Below are 16555 nucleotides of genomic sequence, written 5' to 3' on the forward strand. Positions count from 1 at the left end.
CGCTGTCGGTTGATTCCTTGCTTCTCGAAGAGACGCAGCATGAGAACCGTCTTTGCGCTGCCGTTCCTGGTTTCGTTGCTCCTTCCGACGTCGCCGGGCAAGGGGACCGACCTGCACCGATTCTGGGAGCAGACCTGCGGGGATTGTCACCCCCACGCTGCCGACTGGGCCCGCCGGTTTCTGACCGTGAAGGACGGCAAGCTCCAGGGCCGCCATCACACGGACGACCTGATCGTCTTCCTGCAACACCATCACCTGCCGCAGAACCTCGTGCAGCCGATGTACGACATGCTGCTCGCCCAGGCCAGCACGGGACCGCGCTTCAAGGAACGGTGCGGCCGCTGCCACGAGTCCGCCGCCGATCTGGCCCGGGAATCGCTGGTGGTCCGGGACGGCGTGCTGCACGGGCGGGAGAGCGGTCGTCCGGTGGCTGAGTTCCTGCCCCGCCATGCCAAACTTGGCCTGACACCGGAGGACGTGACCTTCTTCACCGACCTGCTGACGCGCGTCGAACGGGAGGTCCATTCCGGCGGCTAAAAGGGTGGCGGAGCAACCCGGGGGCTGCTCCGCCGAGGGGGCTGGCACGCTGCGGGTTATGCGGCCCGGATGGAAGCGAGAAAACGGGCGACCTGGGCATGCAACGACGCCGCCTCGCTGGAAAGTGCGGCGGCGGCGGTCCCGACCTGGTCGGCCGCCGCCTCGGTGTCGCGGGCCGCCGCCTCCACGCCGCCGATGTGTGAGGACACTTGGCTGGTGCCCTGTGCCGCCTCCTGAGTGTTGCGTGCGATCTCCCGTGTCGCCGCGCTCTGCTGCTCGACGGCGGCGGCAATGGTGGCAGAGATTTGGCTGAAGGAACGGATCGTGGTCCCGATGCTCCGGATGGCAGCGACCGTCTCGGCGCTCACCGCCTGAATGTTCTGGATCTGGGCGGTGATCTCATCCGTCGCGCGCGCCGTCGAGGCGGCGAGGTTCTTCACCTCCTGCGCCACGACGGCAAACCCCTTGCCCGCCTCCCCGGCCCGCGCCGCCTCGATGGTGGCGTTGAGCGCCAGCAGGTTGGTCTGACTGGCGATTTCGGTGATCAGATGGGCGACTTCGCCGATCCTGGCGGCGGCTGAAGACAGCCCCTCCACGGTCGTGTTGGTGCAAGCCACCTGCTGCACGGCCTCGCCCGCGACGCCGTTGGCCTGCTCAATCTGGCGGCTGATCTCGGCGATGGACGCGGTCAACTCATCCGCGGCCGCAGCGACCGTCTGCACGTTTCCAGACGCCACCTCGGAGGCGTTGGCCACCGCGGCGGTGCGCTCGTGCGTCGACTCCGCGGTGCGGTTCATAAGGTGCGCGGTCTGCTGCATCTGGTCGGCGGCGTTGGTCAGCACCTCGAGTTGCCCGGTGATGCCGTTCTCGAAGTCGACGATCAGCCCGTCTACGGTCTGGCGGCGCCGGTCCTTTAGCGCCTCCTCCTCATGCTGCTGTGCCTCCAGACGGCGCATCGCGCGGGCGTTGTCGCGGAAGATGTGGAGCGCGTGCGCCAGCGTGCCGACCTCGTCGCGGCGCCCGTCGTCGAGAGCCTCCAATTCGACCTCCAGGTCGCCACGCGACAGCCGCTCGGTCGCCGACGTCAGGCGGTTCAACGGGCGGGAGACGTGACGCTGGACGATCCAGACCAGCAGCCCCAACGACAGCGTGATGCCAAGCACCGACCCCAGCGACTGCCATAACACCGCGGCGTTGTAGACGGCCTCGCCGCTGATTTGGGCGGCCTGCATCTCCTCCTTGGCGGCCGCGACCAGCTTCTCCGCCTCGCCGGTGATCTTGAAGCGCACGTCGCGCATCTCACCGAAGATCACCTGGAACGCCTCGTCCTTCTTGCTTTCAGCCGATAGAGCGATGGCCCGCTGCGCCAAACGGTCGTACTCGCCGGACAGGGCTTGAATGTCCCTTGCGGGCGTTGCAATGGCAGGCGCCGGGCTGGTCGCCAATATCCGAGCTGCAAAGTCCAGCATCGCGGCGAAGCGCTGCTGATAGCGCCCGCGGATGGTTTTCACATCCTCTGGCTTGGCTGCGAGCACGGCGTTCGATGTGGCAATCGCCGTGACGTTCAATTCGCTGTTCAGGCGCAGCGCCATCTCCAAACGTGCCGCATCGCGCTCCACCAATTGCCCGTTCCGCTTGTGCAAGGCGGACAGCGATGCCACACCGTACACCGCAATACCCACGGCGATGGCGGCCAGCAGCAGCGACGGGCCGATGATCTTGGTAACAAGGCGGGTGCGGGTGAGCGACACGGACATGGGAAGCACCTTTTTGAACTCAATCAGCCGGACGGTTGGAATACGGGCTGCACACTCTGATGTCAGTGTCGAACGCAATTGTTGCTGGTCAGTTTACATTCGACAGTATTTCAGGAATTTTGCACGCCGTTTCAACTGCTCCTGACCAGGGCTGCGGCCGACCGGTTGACGATGCTCATGCGCCCAAAAAGGCGCGCTCCTGGCATGTCTCTCAAGGGTCTGACGAAGATGGCGGGGAAGTCCGAAAACTCCCCCGCTGAATTTACTCCTGATTACTGCGTCGCCTGTCGCAGTTCCTTCAGCTTCGCGCGGATCGGGTCATAGGGTCCGTACTTGTGCTGTTCCGCCGAAAAGCCGTCCGCGAACGGCGGGAACGGCATGTCCACGGGCTTGCGCAGGCGGTTCGGGAAGTCCTTCTCCACGCCTTCCTTGTGGGGGCGCGGCTGGCTGTTGACGAAGGCGATGACGTCGTAGGCGTCCTCGTCCGACAGCACCGGCGCCTCATGGGTCGTGCCGAGCGGCATGTTGTTGTGGACGAAGGCCGCCGCGGTCAGGCCGCGGTACATGCCCGCGCCGTCGTTGTAGCTGTCCGGCCCCCACAGCGGCGGGAACTGGTAGCCCCCGGCGTCGCCAATCTGGCCCTTGCGCACGCCCTGGCCGTCCGGCTGGTGGCAGGCGGCGCAGACCTCGGCGTAGACTTGGCGGCCGCGGTCCGGGTTGGCGGCGCGCCCCGGTTCCTTGATTGCCTTGGTGCCCGCCCCCTCGATCTTCGCTCCGACCGGGATGCCGGTGGACAGCCACTTCATGTAGGCGACGAACGCCTTCATCTCCGTGCTGTCCAGCGGCAGAGCCTTGCCGTTCATGCTCCGCTGCATGCAGCCGTTGACGCGCTCCTCGATCGTGCTGATGCCGTCCTCGCGCGCCCGGTACATCGGAAACACCGCGTGCACGCCGGTCCACGGCATAGCGTAGGGCTGGGTCCCGGCGTTCAGGTGGCAGCTTTGGCAGGCCAGGTTGTTGCCGGAGTAGCGCTTGGCCGGGTCGGCGACCTCCGGGCCCAAATGCTTGTAGGTCTCGGTCGTCAGGGCGTAGCCGTATTTGATGAGCTTGCCGAGGTCGTCGTCCTTCACCGTCGCCAGATCCGGTGGCGTCCACTTGGTCAGGTCGACGGCCTGCGACTGTGGTTCCGCAGCCTGTGCCGCGCGCGACGGCGGGTGGATGGCCGTGCCAATGGCCAGAGCGGCCAGCGCACCAACCAGGGCGTTGATGCTCCTCATGGGTCTACCCTCCTGTAAGGTTCTTTTTTGTTTCAGCCACATGCGGCGTTTCGCCGCATCACTATCCGTTGACCGTTACATACACCCAGCCCATCTTATGAGTAAATGCTAATCTAGTACCAGTCTGTGTGCGTTACCAAGGCCCGCAGACGTTGAAGCAGGGAGGCCATGGTCTGGCCCCCCTGCTCCCGCACCGGTCGTTTCACAGGCGCTACGGACGCTTTCGCGGTGCGTCCGTCGCCCTCGTCACCCTTCGGCGCGCCATCTCCGGAAGAGCTTTTCGAAAACCTTCTGCGCCTCGCCGGGGTGGCGGACGGCCGCGGCGGAGACGATGTTGCGCGTGTCACCGACCACAATCAGGCCAACCTCGCCTTGCGCGTAGTGTTCCTTGCAGCGGTAGGCGTAGACGCCCGGCTTGTCGAAGGTTACCACGAGGTCCTGTCCCGGCTGGCCGTGGAACTCGACGCCGCCCGGCGGCTGCATGCCACGGATGGACTCCACGCGGTGGCCTTCGGCCACAACGAACCGGATCGTGTCGCCCGGAGCCACCTCCACCACGTCCTGCGAAACCCGGTGTGCCGGGCCACGCGGAAACAGGTCGACGGTGCGTTCGGCGCCCCAAGCGGACATCGTCGACAGCATAGCCCCAACCGTGGCGGCCAGCAGGTAGCGTGACAGAGGGATCATCGGATGCTCCAACGTTGCCGGTCGGGCCGGGTGCTCCTGCGAGCCAAGCGGCTCAGGGCACCCGCCCCACACGGTTGGGATTATGCAGCGGCGGAGACGCGCTCGAGCTTGGCGGGAATGCCCTGGCGCACCGCGGTTCCAGCGACCGGGTCAACCCACACCGAGGCACCCGCCCGGGTCGGGTCGACGAGGCCGAGGTCGTTCAGGTTGATGCCCGCGGCGATCTCGGGCGCGTCCGGCTGCCGGTGGTCGCCGATCACGTGGGCGCGGGCGCCGTATTCCTTGTGCCCGAAGCCATGCTCCACCGCGAGGACGCCCGCCATGACACCGTGGCGGACGATGGCCGTCGCCAGTTCGGCCCCACCCGGCGTGGCGATGCGGATGCGGTCGCCGGTCTGGATGCCCAGCCGCCGGGCGTCCTCGACGTTCACGCCGACGGGGTTCTCCGGGTGCAGGTGGCGCAGCCGCGTCGCCCCGATCGTGTAGGCGCTGACCAGCACCGACTTGGAACTGACCAGCTGGAAGGGCCAGTCTTCGGGCTTGTGGACACGGCTCACCGGCGTGCCGTCGGCGAAGACCGGGGGCATCCAGGTGGCCGTTCCCGGCCAGCGCCTGCCGGTGATGCTGCTCTTCGACGTGCCGACCGGCTCGTTGTAGACCTGAAGCGGCTTGGCGAAGCGGTGGGCGGCCTTGTCGCCCTCGAACCCTTCGGCCTGGTTCTGGTAGCGGCCGCCGCGGGCGAGGATGAAGGCAACCTTGCGCCATTCTTCCTCCTTCAGCGTCGCCTTCAGCGCGGGAAGCACGCGGCCGACGCCGGAAAAGGCGATGTCCTCGTCACTGGCGTCCGGCACCGGCTGCTTGCCGAGCCACGCGATGTTGGCGCCCGCGCGCAGGTGCCAATCCTCGACGGTCTCCAGCGGGTGGCTGTTGCCCTCCATGTCCTGGATGGCGCCGGGGCCGAAGCCCGGCAGGCCGAGGCGCTTGGCGAGCGCGATCAGGAACGGCTCCAGCTGGATCGGCTGGCCGTCCGGCAGGGTTGCAGTGCGCGGGGCCAGCACCGGCCAGCGGGCCGTGGTCATCTTGGTCGGCACCCCGCCCCAGGCCGAGGTCCAGCCCCAGGTCTCGTACAGCACCGTGTCGGGCACGATGTAATCGGCGAGCGCCGAGGTCTCGTTGATGAAGGGGTCGATGGCGACGATCAGCGGCACCGTCTTCGGGTCGGCCAGCCGTTCGGTGAAGCGGTGCGCGCCGGGGATGCCGTAGACCGGGTTGGCGTTCCACAGCAGCAGGGCCTTCACCGGGTACGGGTAGCCGTCCACGATGCCGCTGGACATCCATTCCGTCGTTAGGCCGGGCGCGGTCGGGTACCAGGGCGCCTTGGCCGGATACGGCTTGCCCGCCTGTTTCTTCGCCTGGAACTCGGACGTCTTCTCGTAAGGCACGTTGCGGCCGAGCGGCATGCCCGACGGCTTCACCTGGCCGGGGAAGCTGGCGAGCTTGTAGCGCGGCCCGTCGCCGTTCTCCGGGAAACGCCCGCCACCGACGATAGTGCCGCCCTTCCAGTTCAGGTTGCCGAGCAGCGTGTTGATGGTGACGACCGCGAAGGCGTTGTAGAAGCCGCTGCCCGACATCATGCCGCCGTGCGCGTTCACGGCGGCCTTCTTGCCGTGGCTGGTCAGTTCGCGGGCCAGACCCGCGATCACGTCGGCAGGCACGCCGCAGGCGTCGCTGTAGGCCCGCAGGTCGAGCCGCATGGCTTCCTCGCGCAGCAGCGTGAGGCTGGTCTTCACGGCGAGGTCGCCGGTCCCGGTCGCTACCATCCCCTCGTGGAACAGCGTGGCCGCGGTCGTCAGGGCGTCGTGCGCCACCGGGGCGCCCGTCGCGGGATCGAGGACGACGAAGGCGTCCTTGTCGCCGTAGCGCTCCTTCTCGTCCAGAGTCACCCAGCCCATGTCGGAGGCGCGCAGCAGGCGCCCCTCCCGCGGGTGGCCCTTCTGCACGACGACCAAGTGCGTGGCGTTGCACCAGCCCGCCTCGCCCGCCGCCTCGGCCGCCTTGCCGTTGGGCTGGGACAGGTACCGGTCGTCGATGCGCCCGTTCTCGAACATCCAGCGGATGATGCCCATGGCGAAGGCGCCGTCGGTGCCCGGCCGGATCGGGATCCAGTCGGCGCGCTCCCCGGCCGCCGCGGCCTTGGCGTTGGTCAGCACCGGATCGACGACCACGTAGCGCAGAGCGCCGCTCGTGCGTGCCTTCGCAATCAGGGTCGCTTGGCGCTTGAATGGGTTGCCCGCATTCGACGGGGCGGTGCCGATAAAGACCACGAACTCGGCGTTGGCGATGTCCGGCTTGGCGTGCGGCTGCTTCTTGGTGTCGCCGAACACTGCACCCGATCCGGCCCGGTACACGCCACCGCAGTAGGAGCCATGGCCGACATAATTGATGCTGCCGTAAGCCTGCTGAAAAAATCGCTGCACCAGCGATTCCCGTCCGTCGGGCACGCCGGTGATCATGGCCACCTGGTTGACCCGGGGTCCCAATTCCGGTGCCGCCAGGTCGATGGGCGTCTTGAGGTCGCGCAAGGCCTTGAGGCCCTCCACCGGCCCCTCGCCGAAGAGGTCGCCGCCGTCGCACACCTCGCGGACCAGCTGGTCGAAGGCGATCGGCTCCCACTGGCCCGACCCGCGTGGGCCGACGCGCTTCAGCGGCGTAGTGATGCGGAACGGCGAGGTAACATTCTCCAGCACCGCGTTGCCGCGGCCGCACGCCGTGGAGCGGCCGTTCAGCCCCTTTTCCTGGAAGCGCGACAGCGCCTTGAAGCTCTCCTTGACCGGGGTGCCGTAGGGCAGGAAGGGGTCGGTGGACATCGGGGTGTAGGGGTTGCCCGCGACGCGCAGCACCTTGTTCTTTTCGGTGTCCACGCGCACCCGCACGCCGCACAGGGTCGTGCAGCCGATGCAGCCGGTGTAGGCGACAACCTGGCCGGGGGTCAGCGTGATGTCGCCGCTGTGGGGATCGACGCGGAACTCGGGCTTGGGTGCGTTGCCGGAGATGGCGTTCTCGGGCTTTTCCCCGGCCCAGGCGCCCTTGACGAGCTTGCGGCCGGTTTCGGAGAAGCCGCCGACGAATGCGGCGAACGCGCCGCCCGCGGCGGAGGTCTTCAGGAGGAGGCGACGGGTGATGGACATGGCGGTGTCTCCGGAGGCCCTGCGGGCGGTCATTCGGCGGCGGCCACGACACGGTCGGCAGCCATGGCGGCGCGGACCGGATGGGGCGCCGGACGGAGCGGCGTCGGAAGGAAGGCGGTGATGACGAGGAGCAGGAAGAACCATAGGCCCGCGGTGCCAATAATGCCGAGCAGGCCGTCCGGACCGGCCGGGAGCGCGTACTCGTAGAACCCGGCGCCGGTCTTCGGCACGGTCTGGCCGCCGATGAACACCGTCCAGCGGAACATCCAGGCGCTGTGCACGGCAATCAGGCCGGTCAGCAGGCCGGTGCCCATGGGCTTGCCCACGGCGATGACGAAGGGGACCACGGCGGCCAGCACGGCCCAGACGGCGGTCACGCGCCAGGCCTCGGAGGTCGATACGCTGTCCAGCGCCTCGGCATGGGTGCGGTCGATCCCGAACAGCCCCAGCGCCAGCCACAGGCCGCCGAACACCATCACCGCTCCCAGGAAGCTGGCGAGCAGACGGTTCGCCCGCACCTCAACATCGCGGTCACTGTCTGCCGCAAAACGGTTCAGGATGAGCACCAGACCGGCGGCCCCGACCAGGGCAGTGGTGAGGAACTGGAGCGGCAGGAACGGCGTGTGCCAAAGCGGGCGCGCCTTGACCACGGCGACCTCGGTGCCCGTGTAGAGCGCGACCAAGGCGGCCCCGGCGAGGACGACGAGGCCCGTGACCCGGATCAGCCGGTCGTTGCGGCCACCGCCCAGGGCGGCCAGCCGGTACAGCACCGCGAGGCGGCTGTCCACCCTGCCCTGCTCCTGGAATTCCTCGCGGAAGCAGGCCCAGGCGTAGACCAGCAGCCCGGTCACGTAGAAGGGGATGATGAGCGAGCCCCACCACATCCAGGACGTCGGACGGACCACGACGTAGAAGTGCCAGAAGCGGCCGGGCTGGTGCAGGTCGGAGAGCAGCGCCACCGGTGCCGCCAGCCCGCAGGTCAGCGCGACCAGCAGCGCCACGCGGCCGAGTTTGCGCCAGTCCTCCCGTGCGAAGGCATAACCGGGCAGGCTGAGAAGCACACCGCCCACCGACAAGCCGATCAGGAAGAAATACTGGACGGCCCAGGGAAGCCATGCGACCTCTCGGGTCACGTTGATGACTTCGACGATGTGCGTGTCCATCATGCGTGCTCCTTCCCGGTGTGGGCTCGATCCGCGTGCGCACTTGGGCGCCACAGGGTCGGCGTGCCATCCACCTTGCCTTGGAATTTCGGATCCAGACCGATGTAGAAGACCCGCGGCTGGGTCCCCATCTCGGGCTTCAGCACCTTGGGGTCCTGCTCGCGCACCAGCGTCGACACCGTGCTGTCCGGGTCGTTCAAGTCACCGAAGATGCGGGCGCCGCCGACGCAGGTCTCGACGCAGGCGGGCAGCAGCCCGGCCTCCACGCGATGGACGCAGAAGGTGCATTTGTCGGCGGTCTGGGTCTCGTGATTGATGAAGCGCGCGTCGTAGGGGCAGGCCTGGACGCAGTAGGCGCAGCCGACACAGACCGTGTTGTCCACCACCACGATGCCGTCTTGGCGCTGATAGGTGGCGCCGGTCGGGCAGACTGGAATGCAGGGCGGGTCCTCGCAGTGATTGCACAGGCGCGGCAGCATGTAGGTGCCGCTCTTGCCCTGTTCCGTCACCTCGTAGGTCGAGACGATGGTGCGGAAGCTGTTCTCCGGGACATCGTTCTCCATGATGCAGGCGACCGTGCAGGCTTGGCAGCCGACGCACTTGCGCACGTCCACCACCATGCCCCAGCGGTGCGCCGCATCGCCGCCCTTGCGTGCCTCGGCGGCCTCGGCCGGTGCCGGGGCCAGTGTCGCCGCCCCCACTGTGGCGGCGCCGACGCCCAGGACGAAGTTGCGTCGTGATCGGTCCATGACGGGCCCCTTCGCACGTATTCCGTGGCCCGCGGCATTCCGCGGACGTTCTCGTGCGAAGGATAGTCGGACCGGTATCAGGGTCCCATTGGGGCGAATCCTATACTTCTTAGGGTTTTCCCCAAGGACGATATGTCGCAGGCGCTTCAGGCTTTGCTCGATACCGCTTTCACACTTCGCTCAGACTCAACGCGACGCCCCAACGATCTAGCCGGGATTATGCGCCGGGGTTGGCGGGTGTAGCGGCATCCGTTGAGCGGCCGTAGGATTTGGGTGCTGAAGCCAATCCCCGCCGTTTCCGGAGCGCCCACCCGCCATGGTTGATCCTACGCTGCCGCTGCCCGGCCTGTCACCCGTTGCCGGAAAGCCGGTGATCGGGCGCTTTGATGGAGGGCGTCTGTCCTCCGATGGCGGGCTGCTGGTGCTGCGCGAGGTGGAGGGGCGGCTGCGCGTGGCTGAACGGCTGGCCGCCTGCCTCGAAGACCCACGCGATCCCACGCGCACGGTGCACTCGCTGGCCGACATCATCGGCTTTCGCCTGCTGGCGATCGCCGCAGGGTACGAGGATGGCAACGACGCCGACAGCCTGCGCCGCGATCCGCTGTTCAAGATGGCCCTGGAACGCCTGCCATCCGAGCGCGACCTGTGCTCGCAAGCCACCATCTCGCGCCTGGAAAACCTGCCGGATACCCGCGCCTTGCTACGCATGGGCCGGGCCATGGTCGATCTCTACTGCGCCTCCTTCCGCCAAGTGCCCAAGCGCATCGTGCTGGACGTGGACGACACCTTCGACGCGGTGCACGGCGGCCAGCAGTTGCGCCTGTTCAACGCGCACTACGACGAGTACGGCTTCCAGCCCATCGTTGTGTTCGACGGCGACGGGCGCTTCGTCACCGCCGTGCTGCGCCCAGCCAAGCGGCCCAAAGGCACCGAGATCCGCGCCTTCCTGCGCCGCCTGCTCCATGCCATTCGGGCGAACTGGCCGCACACCGAGATCCTGCTGCGCGCCGACGGCCATTACGCCTGCCCGGAAGTGCTGGACTGGTGCGAGGCAAACGGCCTCGACTACGTGCTCGGCCTGCCGACCAGCCGCACCTTGCGCCGTCACGTTACCGCGCTGGAAGCCAGCACCGCCGCCCGCTTCCAGGCCACGCCCGGAGCCGACAAGGTGCGCCGCTTCAAGGAGTTCTACGACGGGGCGAGTACCTGGAGCCGGGTCCGCCGCATCGTCGCGCGGGTAGAGGCGGGCGATCAGGGCACCGACACGCGCTTCATCGTCACCAACCTGCGCCACGGCACGGGCCGCTGGCTGTATGCGGGCCTGTACTGCGCGAGGGGACAGGCGGAAAATCATATAAAAGCCTGGAAGGCCCACCTCGCCGCCGACCGCACCTCCTGCTCCAAGGCGACGGCCAACCAGTTCCGCCTGTTTCTGCACGCCGGGGCGTACTGGCTGCTGTGGAGCCTGCGCTCGCTGATGCCGAAACGATCGCGCTGGCGCACGGTGCAATTCGACACCTTGCGGCTGCGCTTGGTGAAGATCGCCGCGCGCATCGTGGAGATGAAGACGCAGATCAAGGTCCACCTGCCGACCAGCGCCCCAGATCAGGCGATCATCCACCTCGCCCTCGGCCGCCTGCCGCGGCTCATCTGCTGAGCCCCGGGGCAGCGTGCCCCAGCCGTCACCCGTTTCCGTCCACCACCAACTCCGCCCGCGTCACGCCGCCATCAGCGCGGCGGCGGACGGCGCGCGCGCCCGCAACCTCACGACGAACATCTCCGCTCGGCGACCAGACCGCTCGTTACCCTGGTGAATAAAGGCGGCTAGGGGCGCCGTGTCTCATCAGCACCATCGTGATGGTAAAGTCCGGATGACTGCGCGACTTGCATAACCGGGAATGCAGCTTTGATGTACGGTCAAGGCTGAGGGCGGGGCGGAGTTTCATCCATGAGATCAACTCAATCCCTACGGAAAGACGAGCCAGCGCCCCAGCCACCTACCTAATGCGTTAACACTTAGTTGGTGAGGAGCTTGCGATCGATCGGCAGGGCTGGGTCCGCAGCCCATTCGATCATAGAGCCGTCGTAGAGGGTCGCATCCTTGTTGCCGAGGATTTCGGAAAGGACGAACCACCCGAGCGATCCGAGTTGTCCGGAGTTACAGAAGGCAATAAGACGTCCTGTCAGAGGCACGTTGGCCGCAGCCGCGAGCCTCTTGAGGGTCTCCCTGTCCCGAAACACGCCCCCGTTATCAACCGTCAGCCAGTTCTCGGGCAGGCTCATCGCACCCGGGATGGTACCATAGCGCTTCACGGCTGGAGGCTTGTTAACGCCGAGATATTGATCGGACGACCGGATATCGACCAAGGGCGAACCGAGGCGTGTCGCGTTCACCACATCGTCCTTCGTCACGACGAGGCCCGGGCGCATCGTCGCCTTGAACCGCGCGGCAGGCCTCTGTCCAGCATCCTTCTGAAGCGGGCGCTGTCCATTCGCGTAGGCCTTCATTCCGCCGTTCAGGATTGACACGCGATCGTGACCGGAGACCTTAAAGGTCCAATAGACGCGCGTCGCTGTGCTCATATCCGAAGCGCTCAGACCAGCGGCGACAACGACAACGTGACTGGCGTTGTCGATCCCCAGTTCTCCAACCAGCGTCTCGATCTGCTCTGGCGGCGGCAGCATCCCTTCGATGCCCTTTGCATCCGTCACGCGCCAGCCGCCCTTCGTGTAGGAGCTGTGAACAGCCCCGGGGATGTGGCCCTTGGCGTAATCGTCCTGGGCATTTCGAACATCCAGGAAAACCACGCCAGGCCTGCTGATGTTGGTTGCAGCCCATTCTGCGTCCACAAGCGGTTGCACCGACTCCGCGGCAGCGGGGGTGCCAAGAGCCGCCACCATGATCAGGGGAGCAAGCCACGACAGAAGTCTTTTCATCGGTGTTCCTTCTCACATTGAGCGTCAACCGTTAGACCCACTCGCTCGGCGCTCTCCGACGATCGGGTGCCGCGATTGCTCGCTATCGCTCTCCCGCTTGGTCCTCGGTTTCACGCGGGCTGCGGATCCTTGGCGGATGTAATAGGAAAACCGATCCTGCTTCCCATTGGGGCAAACCCTAGACTTCCTAGGGTTTGCCCCAAGGACCAAATGACGCAGGATTGGTTTTGCGGACGGTTGCGCTCTGCAAAGCTGTCACTCGGCTTCGAGAAAAAGCCGCGTCAGGTCCGCCACCGAGCCGACCTCGAGCTTCTCCATGACGTTGTGCCGGTGAACCTCGACCGTCTTCAGGCTCAGGTTGATCTCCGCGGCAATGACCTTGTTCGGCTTGCCCGCAACGACCAGATCGGCGACCTGCCTCTCCCGCGGGGTCAGGCGCGCCAATAAGGAGCGGACATGGGCCTTGTGGGCATGCCCCTCCCAGGCACGGAAGGACTTCTCGAGCGCCTCGTGGACCCGATCCAGCAACACCTGGTCGTTGAAGGGCTTCTCGATGACGTCGACAGCGCCCGCTCGAAAGGCCCGGGCGGCCATTGGAACGTCGGCATGACCGCTGATGACGATGACTGACAGCAGCGACCCGGCTCGGGCGAGCGTTTCCTGCAACTCCAGCCCGCTCATGCCGGGCATGCGCACGTCGGTTACCAGACAGCCCGGTTTGTCCGGCCGGAGGGCATGGAGGAGCTCCTCGCCCGAGGCGAAGGCTTCGACGTGCACCCCGAGTGAGCCGATCAGCCACGTCAGCGAGTGCCGCATCGCGGGATCGTCATCCACGACATAGACGGTGCGCTCCGGGTCAGCCATGGGGCTGTTCCTCCTTTCCGGCCCGCCGGGCCTCGTCCACAATGGGCAAGGTAAAGCGCATGACGACACCGCCGCCAGCGTTGTCAGTCGCCCAGAGATGGCCGCCGTGCGTCTCCACGATGGTGCGGCAGATCGACAGGCCCAGACCCATGCCACCGGATTTGGTGGTGAAGAAGGGGTCAAACAGCCGCGCCCGCGCCTCTTCGGAAATTCCATGCCCCTGGTCGGCCACGGCGACCGCGACCCGCCCCTCTTCATCACGACCAGAGTGGACGGTCACGGTGCGGACACGTCCATCCGCCGTGCCGCCCGGCACGTCTTGCATCGCGTCGAGGGCGTTCTTGACCAGGTTCAGGACGACCTGCTCGATCTGGACGCGGTCCGCCATCACAAGGGGAAGGTCGTCGGCGAGGTCCAAGGCAATGGTGACGCCTCCGTTGCGCGCCTGCCCCTGGCACAAGGACACGGCCGTGCGGACGGCCTCATTCACGTCCATCGGTTCAAGCTGGGACGTCCGCTTGCGCACAAAATTGCGGATCCGCGCGATGATCTGCCCGGCCCGTTCGGCTTGCTCCGCGATGGCCCGCGTGATCTCCACCAACTGGGCCGGATCGCCCGTCCCCATCTCCAGACGTCGGGTGCAGCCGCGGGCATAATTGGCGATCGCCCCGAGCGGTTGGTTCAACTCGTGAGCCAGATTGCTGGCCATCTCGCCGAGAATGGACAGGCGGGCGACATGGTCCATCTCCTTCTGCCGTTCACGCGCGGTCTCCTCGGCGCGGCGGCGCTCGGCCATCTCTCGAACGAGGTCATGGTTGGCGGTGCGAAGCTCGGCCGTGCGCACTTTGATGAGGTGCTCGACACGCAGCGAGTGGACCGCCCACCACAGCAGGGCCATTGCCCCGACCGCAAGCCACTCCCAATGCTCGCGGGCAATGTCAATGAGCGAGACATCACGCAGGTACCGGTAAGGTCCGATGCGCAGAGACCGGAACAGCGTGTGGACGGGCTGGTAGTCGAGCGGCACCGTCCAGCCCTCGTATCCCCCAGCCTTGGCCGCCGGATGATCGGCGGGCATCTGGAACAGGGCAACGACGACCGCCTTGGCGAGATCCTCCGGCGTTGAGGCGAGCCTGGCGAGCGGCCAGTCCGGATACAGGTCCGTGGACAGGGCGCAATCGAAGCCTGGCACCGTCTTGGGAGCAAGGACGCGGAACTGCCCCGGATCCACCCGCCCCTCCACCGCAAGCTCCTCCAGAACGCAGGCGCGCAGCACGCCGACATCGACCGCTCCATCCCGGACCGCGAAGACGACCCGGTCCACGGGGAAGCCGGAAAAACGAAGCTCCTTCAGATCCCGGTAAGGATCGACACCGGCCTTCAGCATCGCGCCCCAGGCGACCTGGAACCCGCCGAAAGCGTCGGGGTCGATCGCCATGACGGTCTGCCCCTTGAGGTCATCCATCCCACGGATGCCAGTGCGGTCCGCGCGCACGATCAGGGCGGAGCCGATCGCACCGCCCGAGGTCCCGGCGCGGAAGGAATGCAGTGTGGCGATCCGGGTCACGCCATGGCGCGCCTCGAGCTCCACGTAATTGCCAGTGTTGGTTAGGACGAAGTCGACGGTGCGGGCCTGCACGGCGGCATCCATGCCCGGCAAGTCAAGCGGCACCATCTGCGCACCGCGGCCGGGAAACTGCTGGGCCAGATACTGTATGGTCGGTTCCCAGGCCGCGTTCGCATGATCGCCGCCCCGGTAGGCCAGGACCCCGACGCGAATGGGCGGCTCCGTGGCCGTGGCCGTGGCCGTGGCCATGCCCGACCACAAGCCGACAAGCACGCCAACCAGAGTCAGACAATCCAGTCGGGGCCTGGTGCGCATCGGTCCTTGGGAGGCTTGAAAGCAATGGGTCGGAGGGAGCCATCCGGCAGGGGCTCCTGCCTTGCACAACGGCGCGCGACCGACCCATCCATCACGCGCCGCATACACCCTTCCGCAACCACTTTCAACCCGCGCACGGTCACACGTTGGTCGTCTCCCGGGTCTGCTCTTGAACGCGCTTCACGCCGAGCAGCTTCAGGGCGTAGCGCTCGTACACCGGCTCGCTGATCCCCTTACGCACCTTGCGCAGGAAGTACCGCTCGAACCCCACCTTGGCGAGGTGGACCCAGCGGCCGTGCGACGACCAGTTGACGTTGCGCGGCGGGATCTGCGGCATGGCGACGAACGCCACGCCGGTGTCGCCGAAGTCGGCCAGGCACAGCGCGTTCCAGGTCGGCTCCTCTGCTGGCTCCTTGCCGTCGAGCAGCGCCCGGATGTTGTGCGCGGTGGCGGTGACCATGGTCTCGATCATGTAGCCGGTCTTCGGCACGCCGACCGGCACAGGAGTCTTCTCGACCGGTGGAATTGCGATGCACACACCGATGCCGAAGACGTTGCGGTGGGTCGGGTTGCGCTGGTGCTTGTCGGCTAGCACGAAGCCGCGCGGGTTGACCAACCCCTCCACGCCCTGGAGCGCGCGGATGCCGCGGAAGGCGGGCAGCATCATGGTCAGACGGCTTTCAACGACGTGATGCGCCTTCTCCTGGCCGTCGTCGCCGATTTCGGTGGCGTGCACCGCGTTGGGCTCGAAACGGTCGGTGCGAGCGTTCGTGATCCACTTAATGTGCCGCTCACGCATCGCCGATTCCAACAGCCCCTTGGTATCCCCCACACCGCCGAGCCCGAGATGCCCGATGTAGGGCTCCGACGTCACGAAGGTGATCGGCACCTTGTGCCGGATCTTGCGGCGGCGCAGGTCAGCATCGGCGATCATCGCGAACTCGTAAGCCGGGCCGAAGCAGGAGGCACCCTGCACTGCACCTACAATCAGAGGCCCAGGGTTCCGGCAGAATTCTTCCCAGCGTTTCGCTGCCTCCACCGCGTGGTCAACATGGCAGATGGAGATGGTGTTGGATTGTGGAGCGAAGCCCTCGATCTCGTCGAAAGCCAACTCCGGCCCGGTCGCAACGACCAGGTAATCATAGGTGAGACGGGAGCCGTCGTTCAGGTCCAGTGCATTTTCCTGCGGCAGCACGCGGCGACAGCCGACCGATTTGAACGCAATGCCCTTGCGCGCGAAGGGCTCAGCAAGCGGAACCATGATGTCGTCGCGCGTGCGCCAGCCAACGGCCACCCAAGGGTTGGACGGCACGAAGTGAAAATGGTCGGTGTTGGAGACGACGGTGATCCGGTCGTCCGGTCCCAGCAGGTCCTTCATCTCGTAGGCCATCGGAATGCCGCCGATGCCCGCCCCGAGGACGACAATGTGCACCATGATGTTTCCTCCCCCCGGCTGGGCCTGTCTTCGAACAACCGGCGGCCTGATTGTTGATTGGTGGCATGCGGGGAAACCG

Annotated in this window: 12 protein-coding genes; 2 read left to right on the forward strand and 10 right to left on the reverse strand. The window is 66.6% G+C overall.

Features of this window, described 5'->3' with window-relative positions; genetic code table 11:
* Positions 1–39 precede the first annotated feature (39 nt).
* Positions 40–537 (forward strand): hypothetical protein, encoded by a 498-nt coding sequence (locus DS837_RS10305; RefSeq protein WP_149164654.1) that lies wholly within the window; start codon positions 40–42, stop codon positions 535–537.
* 56 nt (positions 538–593) lie between these two features.
* On the opposite strand, the gene DS837_RS10310 is transcribed toward DS837_RS10305, so the two are convergent.
* The 6 genes from DS837_RS10310 to dsrO all read right to left on the reverse strand — a co-directional run bounded on the left by DS837_RS10310 (position 594) and on the right by dsrO (position 9358).
* Positions 594–2294, reverse strand: a complete 1701-nt coding sequence (locus DS837_RS10310; RefSeq protein ID WP_149164655.1) for a methyl-accepting chemotaxis protein — start codon at positions 2292–2294, stop codon at positions 594–596.
* Positions 2295–2566: 272 nt separating this feature from the next.
* Positions 2567–3571, reverse strand: a complete 1005-nt coding sequence (locus tag DS837_RS10315) for a c-type cytochrome (RefSeq protein ID WP_149164656.1) — start codon at positions 3569–3571, stop codon at positions 2567–2569.
* Positions 3572–3817: 246 nt separating this feature from the next.
* Positions 3818–4258: a plastocyanin/azurin family copper-binding protein gene (locus tag DS837_RS10320; protein WP_149164657.1), complete on the reverse strand. Its 441-nt coding sequence runs from the start codon at positions 4256–4258 to the stop codon at positions 3818–3820.
* Between the two features lie 80 nt (positions 4259–4338).
* Positions 4339–7446, reverse strand: coding sequence for a molybdopterin dinucleotide binding domain-containing protein (locus DS837_RS10325; RefSeq protein WP_149164658.1), 3108 nt, complete (start codon positions 7444–7446; stop codon positions 4339–4341).
* Positions 7447–7475: 29 nt separating this feature from the next.
* On the reverse strand, positions 7476–8612 hold the full coding sequence (gene nrfD, locus DS837_RS10330; protein WP_211102168.1) for an NrfD/PsrC family molybdoenzyme membrane anchor subunit: 1137 nt from the start codon (positions 8610–8612) through the stop codon (positions 7476–7478).
* Positions 8609–9358 (reverse strand): sulfate reduction electron transfer complex DsrMKJOP subunit DsrO, encoded by a 750-nt coding sequence (gene dsrO, locus DS837_RS10335; protein ID WP_149164659.1) that lies wholly within the window; start codon positions 9356–9358, stop codon positions 8609–8611. Before dsrO ends, nrfD begins: the two co-directional genes overlap by 4 nt.
* A 316-nt stretch (positions 9359–9674) precedes the next feature.
* Here dsrO and DS837_RS10340 point away from each other — a divergent pair, with 316 nt between their 5' ends.
* Positions 9675–11015, forward strand: coding sequence for an IS1380 family transposase (locus tag DS837_RS10340; RefSeq protein WP_149164660.1), 1341 nt, complete (start codon positions 9675–9677; stop codon positions 11013–11015).
* 359 nt (positions 11016–11374) lie between these two features.
* On the opposite strand, the gene DS837_RS10345 is transcribed toward DS837_RS10340, so the two are convergent.
* The 4 genes from DS837_RS10345 to DS837_RS10360 form a co-directional block, all read right to left on the reverse strand.
* Entirely contained in the window at positions 11375–12295 is a 921-nt protein-coding gene (locus tag DS837_RS10345; RefSeq protein WP_149164661.1) for a sulfurtransferase, read from the reverse strand.
* 255 nt (positions 12296–12550) lie between these two features.
* Positions 12551–13159 carry a response regulator transcription factor gene (locus DS837_RS10350; protein ID WP_149164662.1) on the reverse strand — a complete coding sequence of 203 codons (609 nt, stop codon included), beginning with the start codon at positions 13157–13159 and terminating at the stop codon, positions 12551–12553.
* The gene (locus DS837_RS10355; protein ID WP_247889851.1) at positions 13152–14975 is read right to left on the reverse strand and encodes a sensor histidine kinase; all 1824 of its coding nucleotides are present in this window, start codon (positions 14973–14975) and stop codon (positions 13152–13154) included. The genes DS837_RS10350 and DS837_RS10355 overlap by 8 nt, the downstream gene beginning before the upstream one ends.
* A gap of 205 nt (positions 14976–15180) precedes the next feature.
* Positions 15181–16476, reverse strand: coding sequence for an NAD(P)/FAD-dependent oxidoreductase (locus DS837_RS10360; RefSeq protein ID WP_149164664.1), 1296 nt, complete (start codon positions 16474–16476; stop codon positions 15181–15183).
* Positions 16477–16555 lie beyond the last annotated feature (79 nt).

It is taken from the genome of Azospirillum brasilense (assembly GCF_008365405.1).
Classification (GTDB): domain Bacteria; phylum Pseudomonadota; class Alphaproteobacteria; order Azospirillales; family Azospirillaceae; genus Azospirillum; species Azospirillum brasilense_D.